The following is a 23,338-nucleotide window of genomic DNA, read 5'->3' as shown; positions in this document are numbered from 1 at the left end:
GCACTTTTGTGTAATATTTCAGCTTCCGGATTTCTTTAGACGATGCCAGATAATCTGCTTATATATGAGTAAAATCTGATGCAGTACAATAAAGATTATAAAATCTTCATCCTGCAACCATCCATACAGTAAACCCTTAAACACCTACACTTATATAAAAAGTACCGCCACTTATTAAACCCTTCTTGGCTTTGAATATCTGATATCTCATTTTTGAACTATAAAATAAGCGGTATCTGAAAAGCTTTAGAAGAATAAGAAAATAAAAACATTTTGTATTATGAAAAATCTAAAAAAACTTTCAAGAAATGAATTGAAAACGGTAACAGGAGCAGGAATAGTTGGCGGTCCGTTTCCGTCAGTATGCATATACACTCATCAATGGTGTGAAAAAGTAAAGCGATGCATCCCCAAAACAATAAATTGTGATGATCTTGTGATACCTCAGCCTATTTAAAATAGAAAGTAAAACAATTTGCCACCTACTTTTGAAGTATTTTTGAGAATCACAATAATAGCTCCAAACAAAAAAAATCCTGCAAAATCATTGATTTTGCAGGATTTTTTCAATGCCGACCTAAGAACACCTCATCATCAAACAATAACACATTTAACATTGTTAAAATAAAGTAGTAATATACTTTAGTGTAACTACCATTTACAATCAAACTTTCAGATAAGAAATCAGAAAGAAAAGAAATCCGGATAATAACCCGAACTTAATGCTAAAACATAGTTATTTTTATATACATTTATATTAGTTCAAATCAAGCTTCAAAATAAGTAACCAAATATCCTAATTATACCATATGACTTGATTTTTGAGCCTATTTTAGCTGTATAATCTGCCTTTATAGAACAAATTAATCATTTTATTGAAGCTTATTACTATGTACGTGATTACAGACCATTTAAAAAATTTAGGATTTAGCATCAACACATTAAATAATATAATACAGAGAAACAATAATAAAAGAAGTTTTAATACACTTGAGTATTTCTGTATCTATATCATTATAGAAGATATCACATTAGAGATAGAAAACATTCCACATTCCATAAAAGGCGGTCATATAGCATTTGTAGGCCCGCAAAAACAAATTGTATTTGGAGAAACTAAACGCGGTGAGATTTATGTGATTACATTTTCATCAAGTTTTTATGAGAGATCTGCAAAAGATAGTATGTTTATCAATTCACAACTTTTTTTTAATTACGATTCTGATGTTTTTATAGCGCCTTTTGAAAATATTAAGGAAATGAACGTTGTTTTTATGGGAAGAATGCACAACTTTCAGCACAAAGATGAAAGTCTATATGTTTCTGCAGCTCATAATGCTATTGAAAGACTGATTCTGGATGCGTTTTTGCATATCCCGGCAGAAACACTGAAAAAAGACATCAAATTTGACTATCTCCATTACGTCAATAGATTTAAAGTTCTTTTACAGAGAGACTATAAAAAGGCTAAAAAGGTTTCACACTATGCTAATGAACTCAATATCACACCAAGAAAACTAACTGAAATGACGGAATATGTTCTGGGAAAAACAGCCAAACATATTATTATTGAAAAACTGATCAATGAATGCAAGAAATCCCTTAGTTTCTCGGGCTACAATATTTCTGAAATTGCTTATGACCTGGGATTCAGCGATGAAGGAAATTTCAGTAATTTTATTAAAAAACATACAGGAAAAAATCCCTCAGAATTGAAATAATGTAAAAATAATATTGTATTTTTGGATAAATAACAGATCAGTGAAAAATTAATATATGTTGAAAAGATATATTTTTTCAGTAATTTTCCTTTTTGTTTCCATGGGCATCTATGCACAGGCAGATGATGTTCAGGTGAATGTAAGGCTTTATCCTACCCAAGTGCTGGCAGTTGGTGGTGACAGCGAAATGACTGATGATACAGATGAAAATATCCAGCCGGAAATAAACTCTGTTATCATTTCAAGTCCATCAGGTTTTCAGTTAGGAATTCAACAGGACGATCAAGATGAGTATAATCTCATCAAAAGTCAGAATGGAGTTATAGAAAAAAAATTCATGATAAATCAAAAAATAGATAAAATTATAAAACAGTTTAAAGATAAGTCTACTTCTATGATGCTTACTTTAATCTCTCAATAAGACGATCTATAGCTTATTTACTATGTATTAAATATTATTTTTTTTAAATTTCCAACTATTAATTTTTAGTAAATTGACAATAATATAATATTGATTTAACAACATTAACAATATTTTTAATTTTTAATTAACTTAAAACTTCATATTTCTTCATAAAATACTTTTTTTCAGCAAGATTATTTCCAAAACCAAATTTACAAATCTTTAGTACTTTTTCACAAAATAAGTACCTGGACCTCTTTCTAAATTTGCACCTGAAAAAAACAAGAATTAATACACTGTTAAAACTCCCATTATTTATGAAGAAATATATTGTAGCCTCAATGTCGCTATTTGGTTTTGTTGTATTCAAGGCTCAGCAAAATGTAACATTAAATGTTAGATTAAAACCAATTCAAACCCTTATCGTTAATCCTGCTCAGAAGGTTGTCAACTTAGACTATAAAACCAAAGACGATTATGCAAACGGAGTATCCTCTGTAAACGCAGATCACTTAAGCATTTATAGTACAGGAGGTTTCCAGGTTAAAGTAAAAAGTGCTAATGCTGCATTGCAAAGTGGAGCAAAGAATATCCAGGCCAATACCATTCAGATTAAGGCCAGTGCAGGAACTGAAGTTCTTAACGGCGCTCAGTATGCACAGAACGTACAGCTTTCAGCTAACGAAGCAACATTAGTAACATCCGCTAATGGTGGTGTAGATAAAAAAATTAACATTGAATATAAAGGAGCAGGAGCCAATGCTTATCTTGACAATTATATTGCAGGTCAGGATCCTACCGTTTATACAACAGAGTTAACGTATACTATTATTTCTCAATAAGTATTTAAATATTATATAAACTACTGCAGATAAAGTGTTACAAATTGTAGCACTTTATCTGTACTTTAACAGCAAAGTATAATAATGAACCGATACTATATCTTCATTTTATTCTCTCTACTCCTTTTCTGTTCTTCAATCAAAGCCCAAACAGGAGTATCTGTATCTCCTCCCAGACTTTATTTTGAATCTGATGCAGGAAAAAGCACAACCCAGAAAGTAACAGTAACCAATGTAAGTGCAAAAAATTCTCTGGACATGGCTGTCAGTTTAGGTGACTGGGAATATAATGAAACAGGAGAAAACAAAATGTCTCCGGCTAATACATTGCCGACATCCTGCGCCAGCTGGATATCCATAAAAAATGAAGACACCTATTTTACCTTAGCTCCGGGAGAAAAAAAAGATATTGATGTAACCATTACTCCTCCCAATACATTGTCTGATCAGATGCTGGCCCATACTGCTGTACTGTATGTGAGCCAGATGAATCCTGTGAATGATGTGGATAACAAAGGTGCCAATATAAAAGTAAGTATCCGTTCAGGAATTAAACTCTTTCATAAGCTAACAGCCAAAGCCACTAAAAAAATTGAGATTCATAATCTTACTTTAGCTCAATCCAAAAAAGATCTTACCATATTGTTTGAAAACCAAGGTAATATATGGACAGACGGGAAAATACAAACGGAACTTGTCAATACAGAAAACGGCAGCAAAGTATCGCTTGATCAGATTATTTTCTATACCATGCCCGGAAATAAAAGAGAGGTAAATATCCCTCTTCCTGCAACACTGGTAAAAGGAAAATATACTGCATCAGTAATGATTGATTATGGGGACAACAATAATCTGGAGCTAGCAGAACTGAATTTTACACATGAATAAACAATTGTGTCTTATCCTGTTATTGATCTCTATGAGCTGTTTTTCACAAATTTCATACAGCTCTTGGGTAAATAGCTATCTGCAGATTAACTCTTATAACGGCAATACAAATCCGGATGCATACACGCTTACTTTAGCGGGTAACGGGAATATCAACATGCCTTACTGGAGAGTTTCGGTAAGATTGAAGCAGCCTATTATGTCCAATCAGGGGAATTATATTTTACCTGCGAATAAAATTTCTTTTCAGCCGGTTTCATCATCAGGAAAGGCCTACCCTAACCCGGTTCCGTCTATCCCTCAAATTGGGATGCCGCTTAATGTGATTTTGAAGGAAAGTCAGGAGGTTTTCTTAATTCCTCAATCAAATGCTGCACTATTTAATCAGCCGGCACAACCGAATGGTTATTATAATCTCCAGATTAAATACAGCATGAATCTGGCAGGAGGTACCTATCTGGGAGCCTATCCTGCCTGGATTACTTTTACAGCGCCATTACAGTTTACGGCCTATGATCAGTACAATAATATCATTGGTACAGTAGATCATAATTTTCAATTTCAGATCGGTACGCTTTCAGGAACTCCTACAGATATTCCGGAGCTGTCTATGAAGTTTGGAGCTTCTGCATTGAACGGTAATCTGGAATTTAAAAATATGCAGGATTATGTAAACGGAGCCAGTGTAACTTATTCTAATGCACTTATTGTAAAAAGCAATACGAAGTATCAGATCAAATTAAAATCCCTTCAGACTCAGTTCAGTTCATCTTCAGGTAATTTTCTGCCACTTGATGCTGTACAGCTTAATCTGATTCCTATTTCAGGCAATATGGGAACTGCGTATACTGTTTTGCTGAGTACGGTGCCACAGCTTGTCGCTGCCGGTAATTCTACACAGAATGCTGATGTTTATTATGACATGAAGTATTCTACTAAACCTAATGATGAAAGATTTATCAATGCTAAAGCAGAGGATTATACAACAACGCTTCAATTTGAGATTACGCCTCAATAATTTATAATGCTTCATAACAGGCTGTTCAGGAAAATAATACTTTTTATTCTGATCCCGTTTTCCATTTGGATTTCGGCCCAGACTGGTACAGCTATAAGCATGGAAATCCGTAATGAGCCCAATCGGGCTAATCCTAATATTGTAGAGATTCTGCTTGTTCTGAAAAACAATGAAAACAAACACTTTAAAGGTAAAGTTGAAGTGAAGACTCCCAAAGGTTTCAGAACAATTTCTGACAGCAATGCTGAAATAGAACTGAATACCGGCCAGAATCTGTTTATTCCCATTAAAATACTGGCCAGCAGCACTATCGTTTCCGGTAAAGCAGATCTCACATTCACCATTACCGATGAAAAAAATCAACAGGTTGTAAAAAAGAGTCTCTCCTATGTGGTGACAGAAAATAACAATATGAAGATAACAGCTGAAAATCCTGTTGTCTACATGGGAACATCTAAAGATTCCCTGGAAGTCCGGGCAAGGGTTTCCAATTTAGGAAACAAAAGGCAGCATGTTACCATCGTATTTAAAATTCCGGAAGCTACCCAAAAGAACCTTTTCATCGAAAAAAAAGGAACTATTGATGTGCAGAAAGATTCTGTATTTGTTTTTCGGTTTATGCCTTCCGGAAATCTGTTGAAGAGCTCACAGTTTACAGTTAATATTGCTGGTTTCCGAGAACCGGACAAAGACATTTTTGGCAATACTTCTATATCGGTGCAAAACGTTTCTTCTACCCAGCGTTATCAGGATATGGAGTTCGATCTGTTTTCAAATTACAGCAAAAATACCATTACTGCCAGCTACAGGCGCGTCGGCAGCACTACAGATATGTATCAGCTGATAGGGTCAGGCGGTTTTAATCTTCCTTCAGGCTATATGTTTATACGTGGTAATATTTATACGCTGAACAATCAAAGTGATCCTGTTGTAACCAATACCTATGTGTCTTATCACAGAGAACAAAGTGAATTTACTTTAGGGAATATCAGTAAAATGATGGAAGTTTCATTATTTGGAAGAGGAGCTGAATATGCATACACTTCTCCGGATAAAGACAAGAAAATAGAAGTAGGTTTTGTAGATCAGAGTTTCAGCCTTATTGAAAGGAATTCTTTTTTGAAATACGGATACGGGTTTTATGCCAGGGGAATAATGGGTGCTCAAAATGCCTCTAAAAATTTCTCAGCAGCTTATATTTTTAAAAATGACCCTTATGAAAAGGCGAATCATCATGTATTCGGTACAGATATTCAATATTCTTTCAATAAGGATTGGAAAATGAATTCCAAAGTATACAGCGGTCTGAGTTATTATGAAAATACACACCTTACCAAACCTTCCCTGGCTTTAGAAACACAGTATTCAGGAACTATCAAAAAAGTAAATCTGAATGGAAACTATTTCTACAGCAGTGACTATTATCCCGGAAACAGAAGAGGAATGTTACTAATACAGCAGAATTTCTCAACCCCGGTTTTTGAAAATCATTATTTGTACGCGAATGTAATGGTCTCTAACTTTTCACCAAAATTTTACTCTTACAACAATGACTTCAAGTCCAATACCATAAGAGGAGATATTGGAATCAACTTTGCGAAAAGGAAAAATTTCGGATTTGCTGTGGGCACGCAATATCAGGAGGAAAGTTCTAACAGCTATAATAATTTTTTTGATACTTCAGGAAATCTGGAACTGCAAACGCTGAAAGCACTTAGAATCAGCCAGAATACAACATGGATCAGCAATAACAGAAAACACTCTTCATTATTGGCACTGGAAGCTGGAGCAGTCAAATATCCCGATGATAACAATTCGGAATATCAGATGAAGATCACTGGAAATTACAGCTATAAATGGTTCAATATAAACGGAATATATCAGCATGGCAGCTATTATCTCTCGGAATTTGCTTCATCAAGAAATTTCAATGGAAACGTCCTGTATAAGAAATTTTCAGTATCCGCTTTTGTTAACAAAAACCTGTTAAGTGAAAAGCTCAATATTACTTCAGGATTATCCTACACCGATGATGTTTTATATGGTAAGTCTCCTTCAGGGTTTGTCAACCTGAAATACACCAAAGAAAGATATGGAGTATTCCTGAATTCTTCCTGGTTCAATTATTCTTCCAACAATTTCAGCAATAACTTTTTTACCATTGAAGCAGGTGTCACACTGAACTTCCAGCCTAATAAACTCATTGCCAGCAAAAAAGGAGAAATAACTGCATTTGTATTTTATGACAACAACAATAATAATGTATATGATGAGGGTGACGAAAGTGCTGAAAATTACATCATTATGATCAACAATGTCACTTTCAAAACCAATCAGAGTGGTAAAATTGTGTACAAAGCAATTCCGTATGGTAACTATATGCTCAAGCAGGTAATCCAGCAGGGATGGTATTATAATGAACTGGAGTTTGAGGTGAAAAAAAGCAGTTATTCTCTTCAGGTTCCACTGCATAAAAACGGAACCATGCTGGGAAAAATCACGTATGAATTTGATCCTAAAAAAGCATTGGAATTTGATCCTAAAACAGCAGGAATTATCTTCAATATCTATGATAAAGATAAGTTTTTACAGCATATAATCACCGATGACAATGGCGAAATCGGGTCTTTCCTTGGATCTGGAAATTACAGAATAGAACTTGTAGAAACTTCATTACCTGCCAACACCTATTCTGAGAAAATAAGCAGGGAATTTACAGTTCAGGCAGGAAAAATAATACATCTTGAACCATTTGTCATTAAGGTTTCAGAGAAAAGGGTACATGTTAAGAAGTTTGGAAATTAGATCAAGAGAGGTTCTTTCCATTGTAAAATATACTGATTAAAAATTCTAATTTTACAATGGGTTTTAAAACTAATTCAAAAAACAAATCCAATACATCTCTGCCTACACTATTGGTATCAAATCGTAGTTTTACTACACTTTTTGAATTTTTCCAGGAATTGTATATGTGGCATTATACATTTATCTACATTTGGTGATATAATAAACACAAATACCACAGTTAGTAATGAAGAAATTTTTGTTAATAATAAGTTCTATTTTCTATGTAATAGTTAATGCTCAAATTTCTGAATGTGACAAACTGAGTAATGCAATTATTCAAAATAACAGTAAAGAATTCAGACAACTTCTTTCAAAAAATGTAAATTGTATATCTCAGTCTGGAAGTTCTCCATTAGGAATAGCGTCTTCGCGTGGAGATATTGAATTTGTGCAAATACTTTTAAAAAATAAAGCCAATCCCAATATAATACAATTTTATAATGGAAAATCTATAGGCCCGCCTCTTTTTAATGCGTTGTCAATTTGTGAACAAACATTAGAACCTCAACTTACAGATGCTGCTCGAATGAATTCACAAAAAAAACAAATTAAAGCAAAAACATGCAATAATGACAAAAAAGATTGTATTGCCAAACTTCTAATTAAAAATAATGCAGATGTTAAAATTGTTGATGGTAATAAAACAACATCATTAATGATAGCCGCTATTAATAACCGAAGTAACCTTCTTAAACTTCTGATAGATAAAGGTGTTAATATTAATGCGCAAAACAATTTTAAAAACTCAGCTTTGATTTATGCTGTCAATAACAATAATTATGATTCTGTAAAAATTTTAGTTTCATCAGGTGCTGATATTTCAATAAAAGATAGTGATGGTAAAACTGCATTAGACATTGCTAAAGAAAATAATTTTGAAAAAATTGTTACTCTTTTATCTTCACCAGAATAATCGTGAAAATTACTATGGACAAAAGGACAATTTAAAATCTTTAATAATGCCTCAATATATCACGGATAAAACCCAACTCAAATGCGACAAAGGAGCTTCACCAGCTCCGCTCACAGTCACCAGTCAATCCTTTATGAGCATTGATGGTAAGCTACAGGCTACAGAAGAAGATAAACAATCTAACACCAATATAAAGACTTTCGGGATATGCAGCATTTTAAGGGCTTCCTGCACCCCTTCACCTGTAAAATGGAATACCTCTGATTTTGAAATTGAAGGCAAAAAAGAGCTCTTAGATTCCTCTACCTGTCAATGTTCTGTTGGTGGTAAAATATCAGTTGTAAAGTCAGCTCAAAACTTTGTTGAAGAATAAAATTCCAATTAAAGGGACTGTTCCTGATTTCTCCAATGTTGATTTCCGGCTGAATAATGATTACTTCTACATCCGGACTATTATTACGTAAAAAAGTATTCATTACAGAAAGAATGATTTCGAATTGCGTTTGTTACTGATTAACAAATAAAAAAGGCTTAAACCCTCTATAAGATTGGTTTAAGCCTTGTGACTTCGGAGGGGTTCGAACCCCCAACCCTCGGAGCCGAAATCCGATATTCTATCCAGTTGAACTACGAAGCCATTTTGATGAGTAATTAATAATAAGTAACAAATATAGTTTATTATTAATTACTCATTTTTATACTCTAGAAAGTAATTTTCACACCTCCCAGAATCTGTGCACCCAGGACTTTATATCCTTTGTACGTCTGGTATTTTGAGCTCAGAAGATTATTTCCGAGTGCGAAAATACTGAAATTTTTGTGAATTTTATACTCTGCGGAAAGATTTAAATCAGCGTAACCACCAACTTTGTCGTTTGTATTCTCCGTAGACTGGAAGATTACATTCGGAGCTCCTACTCCTTCGATTGCATAAGAGTTTGTTGTTCTGTCACTTGCGAATATTCCTTTAAATCCTAACAATAGCTTTTTGTCAAGCATTGTATATTTTGCCCCGATGCTCGCATTGAACAATGGAACGTTATAAATATTGTCATAATTCTTAAGATCATACTTGGTGAACCTTAATTCTGCATCTAAAATCAGATTTGCTAACGGGAAATACTGTACGCTACCTTTGATATCACTTACATTTCCATCATCATATACTGCCGAGAATGTATTGGCAAAATTGTAGGCAGAACGATTAACAGAGGTATTATCAAAAAGACCGTTAGCCTTAAAGAACATAATATCTCTCATCTTTCCGTAACCCGCAGAGAAGTCGTATTTCAGCGTTTCATCAATATCTCCTCTCAATCCTACATAAAAATGATATTTCGTCTCTGTAGGTTTTAAAAACTGGTCAGAAAGGATGAATGGATTCGTCTGTAACATATCTCCATAAGTATTCAGTTTCAGACCTCCGTCTACCCCACCATAGAATTTGAATTCTTTAGCAGCTGCAAACTGGAATTCTGCCTGAGGGAACCAGTAAGTTTTGTTATTTTTTTGCTGTTCTAACTGATCATTGGAGTTTTTAGCATTCAGGAAAGAGAATGATGAACCTAATGTCAAATAAGAGTCTCCTTTTCTGAACGTCACTTTCGGAGTCAGGCTGGTATTGAAGAAATTGGAAGAGTTTTTATCTCTGATGGCAAAATCTGTCTTCACAGCATCCAATCCTACGCCAAGATCAGCATTCAGATTGATTCCTGATTTTCCTAATTCTACAGCATGCTTGGAAAAGTTCGCAAGAATGGACACCTGGTTTTCCTGAGCATCAAAATGATCTTTCAGGAAAGATGATTTCACCCTTACATCATTTAAGATTTCATTGGAATAAAAATCATAGTATCCGTTTACTTTAAACTGATTAACTTTTTGTTTCAGATCAAGCTCACCAGTGGGCTGCATGGCATAGATCCCGTAATAATTATAGTTATCTAAGCCGTATTCAGCATTGATATTGAATTTTCCTTTTTCTCCGTAAGAGTTCAGGAAAGCACCAATATTAGCCGAAGTCTGCCCGGATTTCCAGTCGTACTCTTTTTTAAGACCATTGGTAGAAAGCACGTGAACATCCGCTCCTACTTCAAATTTATTTTCAAGGGTCTTGGATATGTTTCCGTCTACTAAGACTTTACCATAATTACCCATTCCGATCTGGAAGTAATTATTCTGAGCCGTTCCGTCAAATTTCGGAGCTACATCCTCACCCTGAATCGTTGAAGTTTTGAAATCAGAAACTGCCGGAACATCCGTGATGGTATATTTCACAGGAGTCTGCGATTTCTCTTCCGGCGGATAGTTTTTAATAGTTTCCACAGAAGTCTTCTTCTTCTCGATCTTCTTCACTTCCGGCTCTCTTTTTTTGTTAAGAACCAGTTTTTCCTCCTTGATCTGGGAAAACGCCACTGACGAAATTCCTAAAAATAATATGGATAATATTTGAATCTTCTTGTTCATATTTTCTTTATTTGAAAAAAATATATAACGGGTTTTTATTTATTGGAAGCAATATAATTGCCTAATAAAGCTTTGCCCGACTGTTTTGAAAAAGTTCTCCCCAGTCTGAATATATTAAACAGCCAAAGGCTTTGATAAACTTGTAATTTGTATTGATAATTTTTCGTTGTACTGTTCTCAGCTACATCATAACTATAAGAAACATCATATGGAAATCCCGAAGGCAATAACCCCACTGTAAGCATACTCCCAATCATAGGGTTTCCACAAGGAGGTGTACGGGTCAGCATCGGATGCAGTGTGATTTTAGCTGCATGGGTACTGTCTTCCACAATTTCATAAATATCAGAATGCTTTAAAATCTCAAATTCCTTCTTAAGTTCTTTATTCACTACAAAAGCCTTTTGCTTAGGAAAGTCAGCTTTTGCACGGTTATACTCTTTAGGATATGCACTGTACGATGGAATGCAGCTCCAGAGTGAAACCGAAACTAAGAAAGAATAAACAGCAATTTTAAAAACCTTCATGTACTATTTCTTAATCTGTTTTTTAACTTCTTTTGCTTCTGCAACAATTTCAGGGAAATCCTTATAGTTTGCAATGATCTGATCACAGGTATAACTTGCCTGGTAGTTATCCTTCAGGCCGATATAGTTTTTCGCCATCAACACCAAAGCTTTTGCTCCCCAGAACTCTTCTGATGCATAATTATTGGCAAGCTTAAAGATCGTCTCATTAGAAGACTTGAACGCTTTCCCTTTGTTCTGATAGTATGCTTTTGCATATAAAGCTTCCGCTGCTACAGAAGTGTTGGATGATTTTTCAAGAGAGGTATAGGCAGACTGTGCATCTTTATCTTTTCCTGAGTTCATCAGACTTCTTGCTTTAATCACTTTCGCAGTTTCAATAACGGCTGACGAATTTTTAGAATTGGCAATCACTGCATTGGCTAATTTTTCCGCTTCAGAGAAATTGTTTTCTTCTGCATACAGTTTCATCAGCTCAACATTTGCATAGTTTTTAATACTGATATTGGAAGAATTTTTAATGCCTTCAAGGTACTTTTTCGCTTCTGCAGTATTCCCTTGTGCAAGGAAGATCTGAGCTAAACGAGTTTGTGCATCATCCTGGTAATCGTTCTGAATTCCAGCAACTTCCTGAAGCACAAGTAAAGCTTTAGTTGAATTATTGGTTTGATAATAACTTTCTCCCAATTCATACTTCGCCTGATACAATCCTTCTCCTGTCGGATTTTGTGTAAGGTACTTTTCGTAATAAGAAATTGCGTTCTTATAATCTTTCTTAGAGAAGTATTGTTTTCCGGTGGATAAGTTGATCTCATCAATTTCAGAAGCATCCACATTCACGCCGATATTTCTGGCGAAGGTTTCATATCCTGAAACATCTCCGTTTTTCGTGAAGATAGGTTTTGCTGCCTGAACAACCTTTTGGGCATAAGCCGTATTTTTATACTGCTCACCCAGAGATTTCAGTTCAGAAAGTGCTTTGTCATTCTGGTTCTGATCTATATAATTCTGCGCTCTGTAAATAGAAGCATTAGCAATCAGATCTTTGTCAGAAGAATCTTTAATTACTTTTCCGAAATAATCATTGGAGTTGGCAAAATCATCCTGAGCCGCATAAGCTGTTCCTATTTCATACTGAGCATCATCGTAATATTCAGAACCTGGATATTTTGATAAAAGATTTTTAAGGTTCGTGATCTTCGCCTGTGTATCTCCTTTGAATCCTAAAGCCATTGCTTTTTGGTACAAAGTATAATCCGTTGCATCTTCATTTTTATCATAGATGGCAATGGCTTCGTTCAGATCATTATTGGCATAATGAATATCTGCAAGACGAAGTTCTGCATCATTTTTAAATTCCGGTTTCGGATTGGCAAGATATTGTTTGAAGTAAGTCGCAGCCTGATCAAATTTCTTGGATTTAAAATAAGCATATCCTAAATCATATGGCAGCTGCTGCTTTTCAGGGAAGTTTTCGGTAAGAAGCTTTTCATAACGGGCGATGGCAGACGGATAATTTCCTTTTTGGTAATACACTTGTGCCAGCCAATATAAAGCTCTGCTGTTAAATTCTTTATTAAGATTAAAACCAAGACTTCTTAAGAAATATTTCTCAGCTTCATCATAGTTTCCTTTGTTGAACTCTTCAGTTCCTAATAAATAAGAAACCTCCTGATCTACCTTATTGATTTCAGGAGTGGAACTCTGCAATCTGTCAATAGCGTTCAGAGTTTCTTTATAGTTTCCGGAATACAGATATGATTTTACCAATAATGATCTCATTTCTGAATCATTGGCTCCATTCTGATTTTCGTTGATATAACTTTGGATCACCGCCGAAGGGCTTTCAAACGGGTTACCGATATCATAACTTAATTTAGCGTACTGTTCATGAGCCAGTTTTTTCACTTTCGCATCGTAATCCATCTGATAAGAAGAACGGAATGCAGAAAGAGCTTCCTGTTTTTTATCTACTGCCAGATAAGCATTTCCTAACTGATAGTAAGCATTTTGTGCCAACGCTGAATTGCTGTTCAGAAGTTGGTTGTAATAAGAAACCGCCTCATCATATTTTTTCAGCTGTGCAGCCACAAATCCCATCTCGTACAAATCGTTTTCAGATGGATTCTGCTGTACGCTCAGATAATCTTTCAAATGCGGATAAGCAGACGTATAATCATTTTTCATGAAATAACTCTCCCCGATGATTTTATGAACCTCCGCTTTATAAGAATCTGAAATATTTTCGTTCAACAGAGCTGTTCCTTCTGTAATCGCCTGGTCATAGTTCTTATCATTATAATACATCTGTACATAATAAGGACGTACCAGCTTTGAGAATTTATCCTGATCTTTTATAGAATCAAAATACTGGAAAGCTTTATCATTTTGTCTGTTGCTGTAATATAAATGCCCCAGCATATAAGCTATATCTCCTTTTTGAGACTGATCCGCTGTTTTATAAGCCTCCTCCAGAGCATCAATAGCTCCTTTAGAATCACCCGTCATGAATTTTGCATATCCAAGCTTCAGAATATACTGTGTATTCTCTTCTTTTGAAAGCTGATACTGGTTTACTTTTTTCAAAGTCTCCAAAGCTTTATCAAAATCTTTTTTTGCTAAGTAGTAATCTGCCAGCGGAAGATTAGCCTGAGCAAAATAAGCAGAATTAGGATATTCTTTCATGAAAGCTGTTAACCCTTCTTCAGCATGGTTTTTCTGAATAATCACACCAATCACATTATCAAAAAACTGCGCGGCTTCCTTTTTCGAACGTGACAAATTCTGATTGTAGAAATATTGTCTTGCATATTCGTATTGTGAAGCGTTGTATATTTTAGTCTGATAAAGATTTTCGGCTAGATTAAACCTGTAATTTTCTTTCTGGGTAAAATATTGGGACTGTTGAGCATCGGAGATTCCGAAATAAATTACAGCAGCCGCTAAAAGTATTTTTTTTGATTTCATTCTTCTTGTATAAGAAAATTAGTCTAAATAAGTTAACGAAAATATTAAAAACTTATTGTTTAAGCAAGTTTTAACAGCGTTAATGGTTGTTAATTCTTATTTCATAACAATGAAAATTTTCTCACTGTACAATGATAAAATTTACTACTTTCGTTTGATAAAATGTAAACAATTTTAATTAACAGTTATCAAAAACGTATTTAAATTGGATACTTTTTCAACAGCAGCTAAAAACATACCATAAACACACCATCTCATGAAATTTAAGATTCTTTTAGCATTAATTTTTGTAAACCTCCTGCAGGCACAAAAATTTTACTTTCCAAAGACAGCTGTAACTGACTCTGTTATATTGGAAAAACAGATACCGGGACTTGCACAGCAAGTGATTCCTCATCTTCAATCTGCAAAGTATAAACCGGAAAACACCGTTGACCTCATGGACAATCTTTTCCGTTTGCAGATGGCTGCCCAGGATTATAAAAATTCACTGGTTTCTCTTTCAGAAAACCGTAGTCTGTTTGCCGATCATAATATGGGAGACTATAGGTATATCGGATTTGAACTCTACAGTTTGGCTAAACTGGCACAAAAAGAAAGCAACACTTCATTTTCCAATGCACTTCAGAAAGTGTTTAATCAAAAATACGAAAGTCTTCCTGAAAAATTGATTCCCAGACTTAGGCTTGCTCTTGACGGGGACGTAAAAGAATCCAGAAAGCAGCTAAAAAAAGTACTGGAAAAACAAAAAGACAAAGACAGTATTGATTACAGAACAGCACTTGCTCTATGCAAAAGCTATTTAAGTTATAAAACCTATTCCGGTATAAAACCTCAGGTGATGCAACTGCTGACATCAAAAGACAAGGAAAGATTCATTATCGAAACCAAAGATCTTAAGATAAAAAATGGAAATACTTTAACAATTACCATTGTCAGAAAAAAGGGGAACACTACTCCTCTTCCGGTTATTCTTACCAATAACATTTACGCAGGTTCATTTGATGAATTCTTTGGAAAGAGAGCTGCCACGTATGATTATGTAGGAGCCGTAGTCAATACCCGCGGTAAAAGAAACAGTAATAATGTAAACAATCCTTTTGAGCATGAATCTGAAGACATCTATGAAGTAATAGACTGGATAAGCAAACAGCCCTGGTGTAACGGAAAAGTGGGAATGATCGGTGGAAGCTATTTGGGTTTCAGCCAGTGGGCGGCAGTAAAAAAACTGCATCCGGCATTAAAGACCATCGTTCCTCAGGTTGCAGTAGGCATCGGAATTGATTATCCTGCTCAGAATAATATCTTCATGAGCTACATGCTGCAGTGGATACAATATGTGACCAATAATAAATTTACAGATGAAGCTGATTTTGGTAATGCTGTAAAATGGGATTCTATTTATACAAAATGGTACAAAAGCGGAAAAGCATTCAGATCTTTAGATACGATAAGCGGAAAGCCAAGCAAGATATTCCAACGATGGCTGGATCATCCGGGATATGATCAATACTGGCAGAAAATGGTTCCTTACAAAGAGGACTTTTCTAAAATTAATATTCCAATTCTGACGACAACCGGATATTATGATGATGATCAGATAGGTGCGCTGTATTATTTTAAACAACATCATCTGTACAATAAAAATGCAAATCATTATCTGGTAATAGGTCCCTATAATCATGGAGGAGCGCAGAGTTTCGGTTTTACTTATGTGAACGGCAATCCCATTGATCCGGCAGCAAGAATAAGCATTGACGACCTTGCTTTTTCATGGTTTGATTATATTCTCAAAGGAGGTAAAAAACCGGAAATTTTAAAAGACAGAATTAATTTTCAGGTGATGAATACTAATACATGGAAACATGTTTCTGATCTTGACAAAATGCATACTTCTACCCTGAAATTTTACCTTCAGGACAAGAAAAACACTTCTTCGGTATTTAATAAGCCTGAGACTAAAAGCTTCACAACTCAGATTGTTGATTTTAAAAACAGAGATCAGAAAGACATTTACTATAAAGTCAGCAAAAAAGACAGCATAAAAATGACCAATTCTGTTGCTTTTGAAAGTGAAGTATTGGATAAGGATATGATCATCAGTGGAAATCTTTCAGGATTCTTCAATGTCTCCATCAATAAAAAAGACTTTGATACGGATACTTATCTGTACCAGATTCAACCTGATGGGAAGTCTTCATTATTATCCACTCATATCGTGAGAGCCAGCTATGCGAAGAACAATGAGAAACGACAGCTTCTTGAACCCAATACAATGGAACAGATTCCGATTAACAATTCCTATTTTATAAGCAAAAAAATAGAGAAGGGAAGCAAACTTCTGTTATTGGTAGGTGTCAATAAAAATCCTAACTGGCAGATCAATTATGGTTCCGGTAAAGATGTAAGTGATGAAACGATAAAAGATTCCGGTGAGCCTCTTCAGATAAAATGGTATAATGACAGCTATGTGGAAATCCCTGTTTATAAAGAGTAAAACCTTTTGTTTAAACAATTTTCAGCAGACTTTACACGATAAAATATCAATGAAAGCATTCATTCTTTAATGATAAAAATGCTTAAATTAGTCGGCTAAAAAAAATAACCAACCGAGTGATGAATGATCAACAACACATTCTGATGTGATACTTTTTCATTATCAGCTCAAAACACATCATTAATGAAATTTAAAATACTCTTAGCATTAGTTTTTGTCAATCTAGTGCAGGCTCAGAAATTTTACTTTCCGAAAACAGCAACAACAGATTCTGTAATTCTGGAAAAACAAATCCCGGAACTCGCTCTAAAGGTGATTACTGAACATCAGTCTCCTAAAAACAAGCCGAAATCTACCGTCACATTTTTAGACAACCTGTTTCGTTTACAGCTCGCCGCAAAAGACTACAAAAGTTCTATTACAAGCTTAAATGATTATCGTAAAGAATACGCAGATCACAATATGGCAGGGAACAAATCTCTTGCTTATGAAATCTACGGCATGGCCAAACTGATGGAAAAAGATAAAAAAACTTCTTTTTCCAATGCCCTTCAAACAGCATTTACAACAAAATATGAAAGTTTCTCAGATCCACTGACGGCCAAGATAGGAACCATTCTAGATGGTGATGTAAGGGAATATAAAAAGTCTCTGAAAATAGCACTTGACAAGCAAAAAGGTAAGGACACTATAGATTATGCTTCCGCGCTGGCTTTATGTAAAAATTATGTCAATTATAAGACTTATTCCAGCATCAAGCCTCAGGTTATGCAGCTGTTCAAAGTAAAAGAGCAGGAAAAATTCATCATTGAAACCAAGAACCTTACCTTAAAAAACGGAACAAAACTTACGATTACTATTGTACGAAAAAAAGAAAACGCATCTCCCCTGCCCGTTATTCTTACCAATAATATTTATGCCGGAGAGCTTGTAGATGCAGGAATGGGGAAAAGAGCAGCTGTCTACAATTATGTAGGAGCTGTAGTTAACACCCGTGGAAAAAGAGACAGTAATGACCCCAATAATCCATTTGAAGATGAAGCACAGGACCTTTATGAAGTGATAGACTGGGTAAGCAAACAACCGTGGAGCAATGGTAAGGTAGGAATGATCGGTGGAAGCTACTTAGGATTCAGTCAATGGGCAGCTGTCAAAAAACTGCACCCGGCATTAAAGACCATTGTACCTCAGGTATCAGTAGGAATCGGGATAGATTATCCTGCTCAAAACAATGTGTTCATGAGCTATATGATGCAGTGGATCCGCTATGTGACCAATAATAAACTGACGGACGAAGCAACCTTCACCAATTATCCAAAATGGGATTCTATCAATACAGCATGGTATAAAAGTGGCAGGTCATTCAGAGCTCTGGATTCCCTCAGCGGAAAGCCTAATAAAATTTTCCAAAGATGGCTTGATCATCCCGGTTATGACAAATACTGGCAGAAAATGGTTCCCTATAAAAAGGATTTTGCCAAAATAAACATTCCGGTTTTAACGACTACCGGGTATTATGATGCAGACCAGATTGGAGCAATGTATTATTATAAACAACATCACCAATACAACAAAAACCCTAACCATTATTTAGTAATAGGGCCTTATGACCACGCAGGAGCTCAAAGCTATGGGTACAATTATGTCTATGGTACCGGGAGTACCCTCATAGATCCTGCAGCCAGAATAAGCATTGATGAACTTGCTTTTTCATGGTTCGATTATATTCTGAAAGATGGAAAAAAACCGGAACTTCTAAAAGACAAAGTTAATTTCCAGATTATGAGCAGCAACACATGGAAACATGTTCCGAGTCTTGATAAAATGCACTCGTCTACTCTTAAATTTTATCTTCAGGATCGTAAAAACGGTGCTTTAGTTTTTGAGAAACCCAAAACTGAGCAATTTACCCAACAAACCATTGACTTTAAAGACAGAAATCCAAAGTATCTTTATCATAAAGTAAGCAAACAGGACAGTGTATATGTAACCAATTCCGTTTATTTTGAAAGTGAAACTCTGGACAGAGATATTATACTAAGCGGAAATTTATCCGGAGTATTCAACGTTTCCATTAATAAGAAAGATTTTGATCCTAGTACTTCATTATACCAGGTACAACCGGATGGTAAGACGTTTTTACTATCAACACATCTTACAAGGGCCAGCTATGCAAAAGACAATTCCAAACGTCATCTTCTTAAGCCAGGCAAAAAAGAGCAGATCCCGATCAAGAACTCTTTATTTATGAGCAAAAAAATAGAAAAGGGAAGCAAACTGGTATTATTGGTAGGGGTTAATAAAAATAAAAACTGGCAGGTCAATTATGGGACAGGAAAAAATGTAAGTGATGAAACCTTAAAAGATGCCGGGGAACCTCTGGAAGTAAAATGGTATAACGACAGCTATGTGGAAATCCCTGTTTATAAAGAGTAAAGCATTTTGTTTGAGCATTTTCACCCAAATGTTTTTAACAACTGTTAACATCAAAATAAAAAATCATTACATTTGCTTTTTTTCAAATCAAATATAGTTATTGAATGAGTCAACTTTTTAGAAGAAAAATCTATTCAGATACAGATACTTCAACGGGGCTTTTAAGAGTCTTAGGTGTGTGGGACATCGTATTTTTTGGTATTGCGGCGATTATCGGAGCTGGGAGTTTCAGCAGTTTGGGAGAAGCCGTTTTCAGAGGTGGTCCCGGTGTAATCCTTCTATATTTGATTTGCGGTTTTGCCTGTGGGTTTACTGCTTTATGCTATGCTGAATTTGCCAGCAGAATTCCTACCGCAGGTTCTGCCTACACCTATGCCTATGCCAGCTTTGGAGAATTAATTGCATGGGTAATCGGCTGGGCGCTAATTATGGAATATTCTTTTGGAAATATTTACGTAGCTTTTTCCTGGTCAGATTATTTCACGAGTTTCTTAGGACGCCTCGGAATGCATATCCCTGATTATCTTACCTGCAGCTATACAGAAGCCAGAAAAGCAGTGCAATATGGTTCAGAAAATAAAGAATTATTAAACGCATGGAAAACAGCTCCATTAATCGGGAGTTTAAAATTCATTGTGGATATTCCCGCATTGGTTATCAACGGTTTAATTACATGGCTTTGTTATGTAGGAGTAAAGGAAAGTAAAAACTTTAACAACTCTCTGGTTATCTTAAAACTGGGAGTGATTGTATTAGTAATCCTTGTTGGAGTATCCTATGTCAGTATTGATAACTGGACGCCGGTGAGCCCTACAACAGGTACTCCTTCTTTCATGCCAAATGGCTTTGCAGGAGTAATGAGTGCTGTATCCGGAGTATTCTTTGCATACATTGGGTTTGATGCCTTAAGTGTACTTTCTGAAGAGACTAAAGATCCTCAAAAAACCTTACCAAAAGGAATGATCATCTCTCTTGTATTGTGTACGGTAATCTATATTGCCTTAACATTAGTTTTAACAGGAATGGTAGATTATAAAAAATTCGATGGTGTTGGAGATCCGCTTTCATTCATCTTTGAAAAAACGAATGCTAATGTAGCCTGGATGGAACTTGTGGTTTCCTTCGTTGCGATCGTTGCTATCACTACAGTATTATTGGTTTTCCAGATGGGACAGCCGAGAATCTGGTATGCAATGAGCCGTGATGGATTGATGCCTGCAAGGTTTCAGAAGGTACATCCTAAATATAAAACGCCATCCTATGCAACTGTGGTTACCGGAATTGTAGTAGGTATTCCTATTCTGTTTACGGATAAGACATTTATCCTGGATTTTACCAGTATTGGGACTATTTTCGCATTTGTATTGGTATGTGCAGGAGTACTTATGCTTCCTGCTAAAGAAAAGATTAAAGGTAGATTTCACCTTCCTTATGTGAATGGTAAAATCATTTTCCCTGTTGTTTTCATTGGCAGCTTGTTGGTTTTCTACAAATGGCAGCCTGAGTTTTTTGATAATCTGATGAACTGGTCAGATCCTAACGAAGGAGAATTCAGAGCTTCTATTTTCTTCTTTATTATCATCAATCTGATCTTATGTGTAGTCGCTTTTATCAGGAATTTATCATTAATTCCACTGGTTGGGTTAAGTTCATGTCTGTATCTTCTTACAGGAATGAGTCATGAAAACTGGTTCTGGTTCGGAATGTGGTTTCTTATCGGTATGGTTATTTATTTCTGCTACGGTTACAAAAACAGTAAACTTGGAAAAGAATTAAAGAATAGCTAAAGAATAATTAGCAAACTGTAAAAAGGCAGAATGGCAAAAAGGTCGATCGTTTGAATAGACTAATTTGTGATTCTGCTTTTTTTTGTTTTAAATATTAGTAAATCGGCGTGATTATTGCATTAATTTTATCAAATCAATAAATCAAACACAAATGGTTGAAAGAATTAAAACGTACAGAGAGTTTTATCAGTTTTACCTTACAGAGCACAGTAAAACAGGAACCAAGATTTTTCATTTTATAGGAACACTCCTTGTTCTTTCCGTTATAGTGTATGTTATCAGTTCCGGAAAGGAAAGGTTTCTATGGTACATCCCCATTGTAGGGTACGGATTTGCCTGGTTCAGTCATGCTGTGATTGAAAAAAATAATCCGGCCACTTTTAAATATCCGTTATGGTCTCTGATTTCGGATTTCAGACTGTTTTTTGAACTGCTGATTGGTAAACAGAAATTCTTCACCTCCAATAATCAGCCTCAGAAGCAGGAATAGCCTCAGAACTTTTCTCTATTTTTTTGCTCAAAAAAGCATTCTTGTAATCATACTTATACTTTTGCGTTCTCTAAATGAATTTGTCATTTTTTTGTTGGATAATCGCAAAGGTGCAAAGAGTTTGATACTTTGTGTATATTTTAAGGTGCAAAAACATTTCGACTTTGCTCAATATGAGATTTTCAGCAAGTGATATAGTATTATTTTTCTCGCAGATTGTGGAGATTTCGCAGATTTTCTTTAATAATATCGGCCTAGTTTTCAAGAGCTGTAGAGGATATTAAAGTTTAGATTCCTTGCTTTGCTCAGAATGACAAAAATGCTGGTGAAATGTCCATGTCATTTTTAGAGAAGTACAATTTTATCGAAGATAAAATCTTTGCGCCTTAAAAAACGTAAAGTTTGTAAAATCTTTAGCGCCTTTGCGTTTTCCAATCCTCACTTCTCTATTGAGATTGCTTCACCTTCGGTTCGCAATGACTATAATTTAGCGGATATTTGGATGAAGCTTCTTCCCAATCAGATAACCCAATGAAGGCAGAATAAAAGCCAATACCACCGGGAATAGCAATGAAAACCCAGAACCTTCAAGAATAACTGTTAGAGGAAAAAGATAACCATTATAAACAATGAATGCCAATGTAAAAAGAAAACTGTCGCTATTGTTTGTAGAAAGGATATTGAAATCACTCCCAAACCGATCAAACAAACCGGAACAAACGAATAAAAATACATTCACAAAAAATATCCACAGAACCGTTCTGTAGATCATTCCTTTTTTTGCATTCAAATATCCAGCAAATATCAGAAGAAGAGATAGAGTTACTGAAACAAAAAAGTCTACACCAGAGAGATCTGTTTCGCTACCGGTTCTCCCAAAGAAATATATGGCATACAGCACAATATTAAGGAGATAGATAATTGTTACATAATTCATACTTCAGAAGTTTAATATTAGCCCTTAGTATTTTTTTTCAAGGATATCGTAGTGGATAGTATTGACCATCTTTTCAGCAAGAGGATCTCCATTTACTTTAACCGGATTAGGAATATAACTTGAAAAAGTCATCGTATTATCTTTATTCAGGGTCACTTCCACTTCTTCGAGAATATTCTGGTCATCCACATAAAACTGGATTCTGTTTTCTACGATTCTCCAGAAAGAAAGTCTTGGCTCAGATGGACTGCAGTCGCCTGTTTTCCCTTCTACATAATTATAAATGGCATATCCATCTTCCCTGATAGCATAATTTCTCATCAGACGGCAGTTATCAAATTCTTTTACCACTTTCTTTTTATTTTCATAAAACCCGGCTTCTTTCAGTTTCCAGAACCCTGTAACGTTTTCTTTATTTAATTTCTGAGCATTAATACAAGAAAAAACTGCCATAATAAAAGCAAGAGAAAATACCTTCTGCATAAATAAATTTGTGTGTTTTTTTATATGATTTTGAACGAATATACAATATTTAATAAAGAGTTTCGGCGGGCGGCTTCGCCGCCCGCCGAAACTTCAAATCTTAAGCTTTAAACTTT

At 35.2% G+C, this 23,338-nt stretch carries 18 protein-coding genes and 1 tRNA gene; 13 read left to right on the top strand and 6 right to left on the bottom strand.

Going from position 1 to position 23,338, the window contains the following annotated elements; translation table 11 throughout:
• The first annotated feature begins 280 nt into the window (after nucleotides 1-280).
• The 9 genes from OL225_RS22045 (at nucleotide 281) to OL225_RS06175 (ending at nucleotide 9,005) form a co-directional block, all read left to right on the top strand.
• Nucleotides 281-457, top strand: a complete 177-nt coding sequence (locus OL225_RS22045) for a bacteriocin-like protein (RefSeq protein ID WP_407297772.1) — start codon at nucleotides 281-283, stop codon at nucleotides 455-457.
• Between the two features lie 418 nt (nucleotides 458-875).
• Nucleotides 876-1,721, top strand: coding sequence for a helix-turn-helix domain-containing protein (locus tag OL225_RS06210; protein WP_156118432.1), 846 nt, complete (start codon nucleotides 876-878; stop codon nucleotides 1,719-1,721).
• A 55-nt stretch (nucleotides 1,722-1,776) separates the two neighbouring features.
• Nucleotides 1,777-2,142 carry a hypothetical protein gene (locus OL225_RS06205; RefSeq protein WP_047377541.1) on the top strand — a complete coding sequence of 122 codons (366 nt, stop codon included), beginning with the start codon at nucleotides 1,777-1,779 and terminating at the stop codon, nucleotides 2,140-2,142.
• A gap of 299 nt (nucleotides 2,143-2,441) precedes the next feature.
• Nucleotides 2,442-2,966: a hypothetical protein gene (locus OL225_RS06200; RefSeq protein ID WP_156118433.1), complete on the top strand. Its 525-nt coding sequence runs from the start codon at nucleotides 2,442-2,444 to the stop codon at nucleotides 2,964-2,966.
• 84 nt (nucleotides 2,967-3,050) lie between these two features.
• Entirely contained in the window at nucleotides 3,051-3,854 is an 804-nt protein-coding gene (locus tag OL225_RS06195) for a molecular chaperone (RefSeq protein ID WP_264517657.1), read from the top strand.
• On the top strand, nucleotides 3,847-4,872 hold the full coding sequence (locus tag OL225_RS06190) for a hypothetical protein (RefSeq protein WP_264517656.1): 1,026 nt from the start codon (nucleotides 3,847-3,849) through the stop codon (nucleotides 4,870-4,872). The genes OL225_RS06195 and OL225_RS06190 overlap by 8 nt, the downstream gene beginning before the upstream one ends.
• A gap of 6 nt (nucleotides 4,873-4,878) precedes the next feature.
• On the top strand, nucleotides 4,879-7,677 hold the full coding sequence (locus OL225_RS06185; RefSeq protein WP_264517655.1) for a hypothetical protein: 2,799 nt from the start codon (nucleotides 4,879-4,881) through the stop codon (nucleotides 7,675-7,677).
• A gap of 226 nt (nucleotides 7,678-7,903) precedes the next feature.
• Nucleotides 7,904-8,632 (top strand): ankyrin repeat domain-containing protein, encoded by a 729-nt coding sequence (locus OL225_RS06180; protein ID WP_264517654.1) that lies wholly within the window; start codon nucleotides 7,904-7,906, stop codon nucleotides 8,630-8,632.
• Between the two features lie 46 nt (nucleotides 8,633-8,678).
• Nucleotides 8,679-9,005 carry a DUF4280 domain-containing protein gene (locus OL225_RS06175; RefSeq protein ID WP_264517653.1) on the top strand — a complete coding sequence of 109 codons (327 nt, stop codon included), beginning with the start codon at nucleotides 8,679-8,681 and terminating at the stop codon, nucleotides 9,003-9,005.
• A 190-nt stretch (nucleotides 9,006-9,195) separates the two neighbouring features.
• Here the strand turns inward: OL225_RS06175 and OL225_RS06170 are convergent.
• The 4 genes from OL225_RS06170 to OL225_RS06155 form a co-directional block, all read right to left on the bottom strand.
• Nucleotides 9,196-9,269, bottom strand: a tRNA-Arg gene (locus tag OL225_RS06170).
• 65 nt (nucleotides 9,270-9,334) lie between these two features.
• Nucleotides 9,335-11,098: a TonB-dependent receptor gene (locus OL225_RS06165; protein WP_264517652.1), complete on the bottom strand. Its 1,764-nt coding sequence runs from the start codon at nucleotides 11,096-11,098 to the stop codon at nucleotides 9,335-9,337.
• A 35-nt stretch (nucleotides 11,099-11,133) separates the two neighbouring features.
• Complete coding sequence (locus OL225_RS06160) at nucleotides 11,134-11,625, bottom strand: hypothetical protein (RefSeq protein WP_047377549.1); 492 nt, start codon at nucleotides 11,623-11,625, stop codon at nucleotides 11,134-11,136.
• Between the two features lie 3 nt (nucleotides 11,626-11,628).
• Nucleotides 11,629-14,592, bottom strand: a complete 2,964-nt coding sequence (locus tag OL225_RS06155) for a tetratricopeptide repeat protein (protein WP_264517651.1) — start codon at nucleotides 14,590-14,592, stop codon at nucleotides 11,629-11,631.
• A gap of 256 nt (nucleotides 14,593-14,848) precedes the next feature.
• Between OL225_RS06155 and OL225_RS06150 the strand changes: the two genes are divergently transcribed.
• The 4 genes from OL225_RS06150 to OL225_RS06135 all read left to right on the top strand — a co-directional run bounded on the left by OL225_RS06150 (nucleotide 14,849) and on the right by OL225_RS06135 (nucleotide 21,802).
• Nucleotides 14,849-17,089: a CocE/NonD family hydrolase gene (locus OL225_RS06150; protein ID WP_264517650.1), complete on the top strand. Its 2,241-nt coding sequence runs from the start codon at nucleotides 14,849-14,851 to the stop codon at nucleotides 17,087-17,089.
• A gap of 183 nt (nucleotides 17,090-17,272) precedes the next feature.
• Nucleotides 17,273-19,525, top strand: coding sequence for a CocE/NonD family hydrolase (locus tag OL225_RS06145; protein WP_264517649.1), 2,253 nt, complete (start codon nucleotides 17,273-17,275; stop codon nucleotides 19,523-19,525).
• Between the two features lie 104 nt (nucleotides 19,526-19,629).
• Nucleotides 19,630-21,312, top strand: coding sequence for an APC family permease (locus tag OL225_RS06140; RefSeq protein WP_047377552.1), 1,683 nt, complete (start codon nucleotides 19,630-19,632; stop codon nucleotides 21,310-21,312).
• A 151-nt stretch (nucleotides 21,313-21,463) separates the two neighbouring features.
• A complete protein-coding gene (locus tag OL225_RS06135; RefSeq protein ID WP_264517648.1) occupies nucleotides 21,464-21,802 on the top strand; it encodes a DUF962 domain-containing protein in 339 nt (112 codons plus the stop codon).
• A 487-nt stretch (nucleotides 21,803-22,289) separates the two neighbouring features.
• On the opposite strand, the gene OL225_RS06130 is transcribed toward OL225_RS06135, so the two are convergent.
• A complete protein-coding gene (locus tag OL225_RS06130) occupies nucleotides 22,290-22,739 on the bottom strand; it encodes a hypothetical protein (protein WP_264517647.1) in 450 nt (149 codons plus the stop codon).
• 24 nt (nucleotides 22,740-22,763) lie between these two features.
• Nucleotides 22,764-23,222, bottom strand: coding sequence for a lipocalin family protein (locus OL225_RS06125; protein ID WP_264517646.1), 459 nt, complete (start codon nucleotides 23,220-23,222; stop codon nucleotides 22,764-22,766).
• Nucleotides 23,223-23,338 lie beyond the last annotated feature (116 nt).

Source organism: Chryseobacterium viscerum (assembly GCF_025949665.1).
Classification (GTDB): Bacteria; Bacteroidota; Bacteroidia; order Flavobacteriales; family Weeksellaceae; genus Chryseobacterium; species Chryseobacterium viscerum_A.
This window is presented reverse-complemented; position numbering and strand designations above follow the sequence as displayed.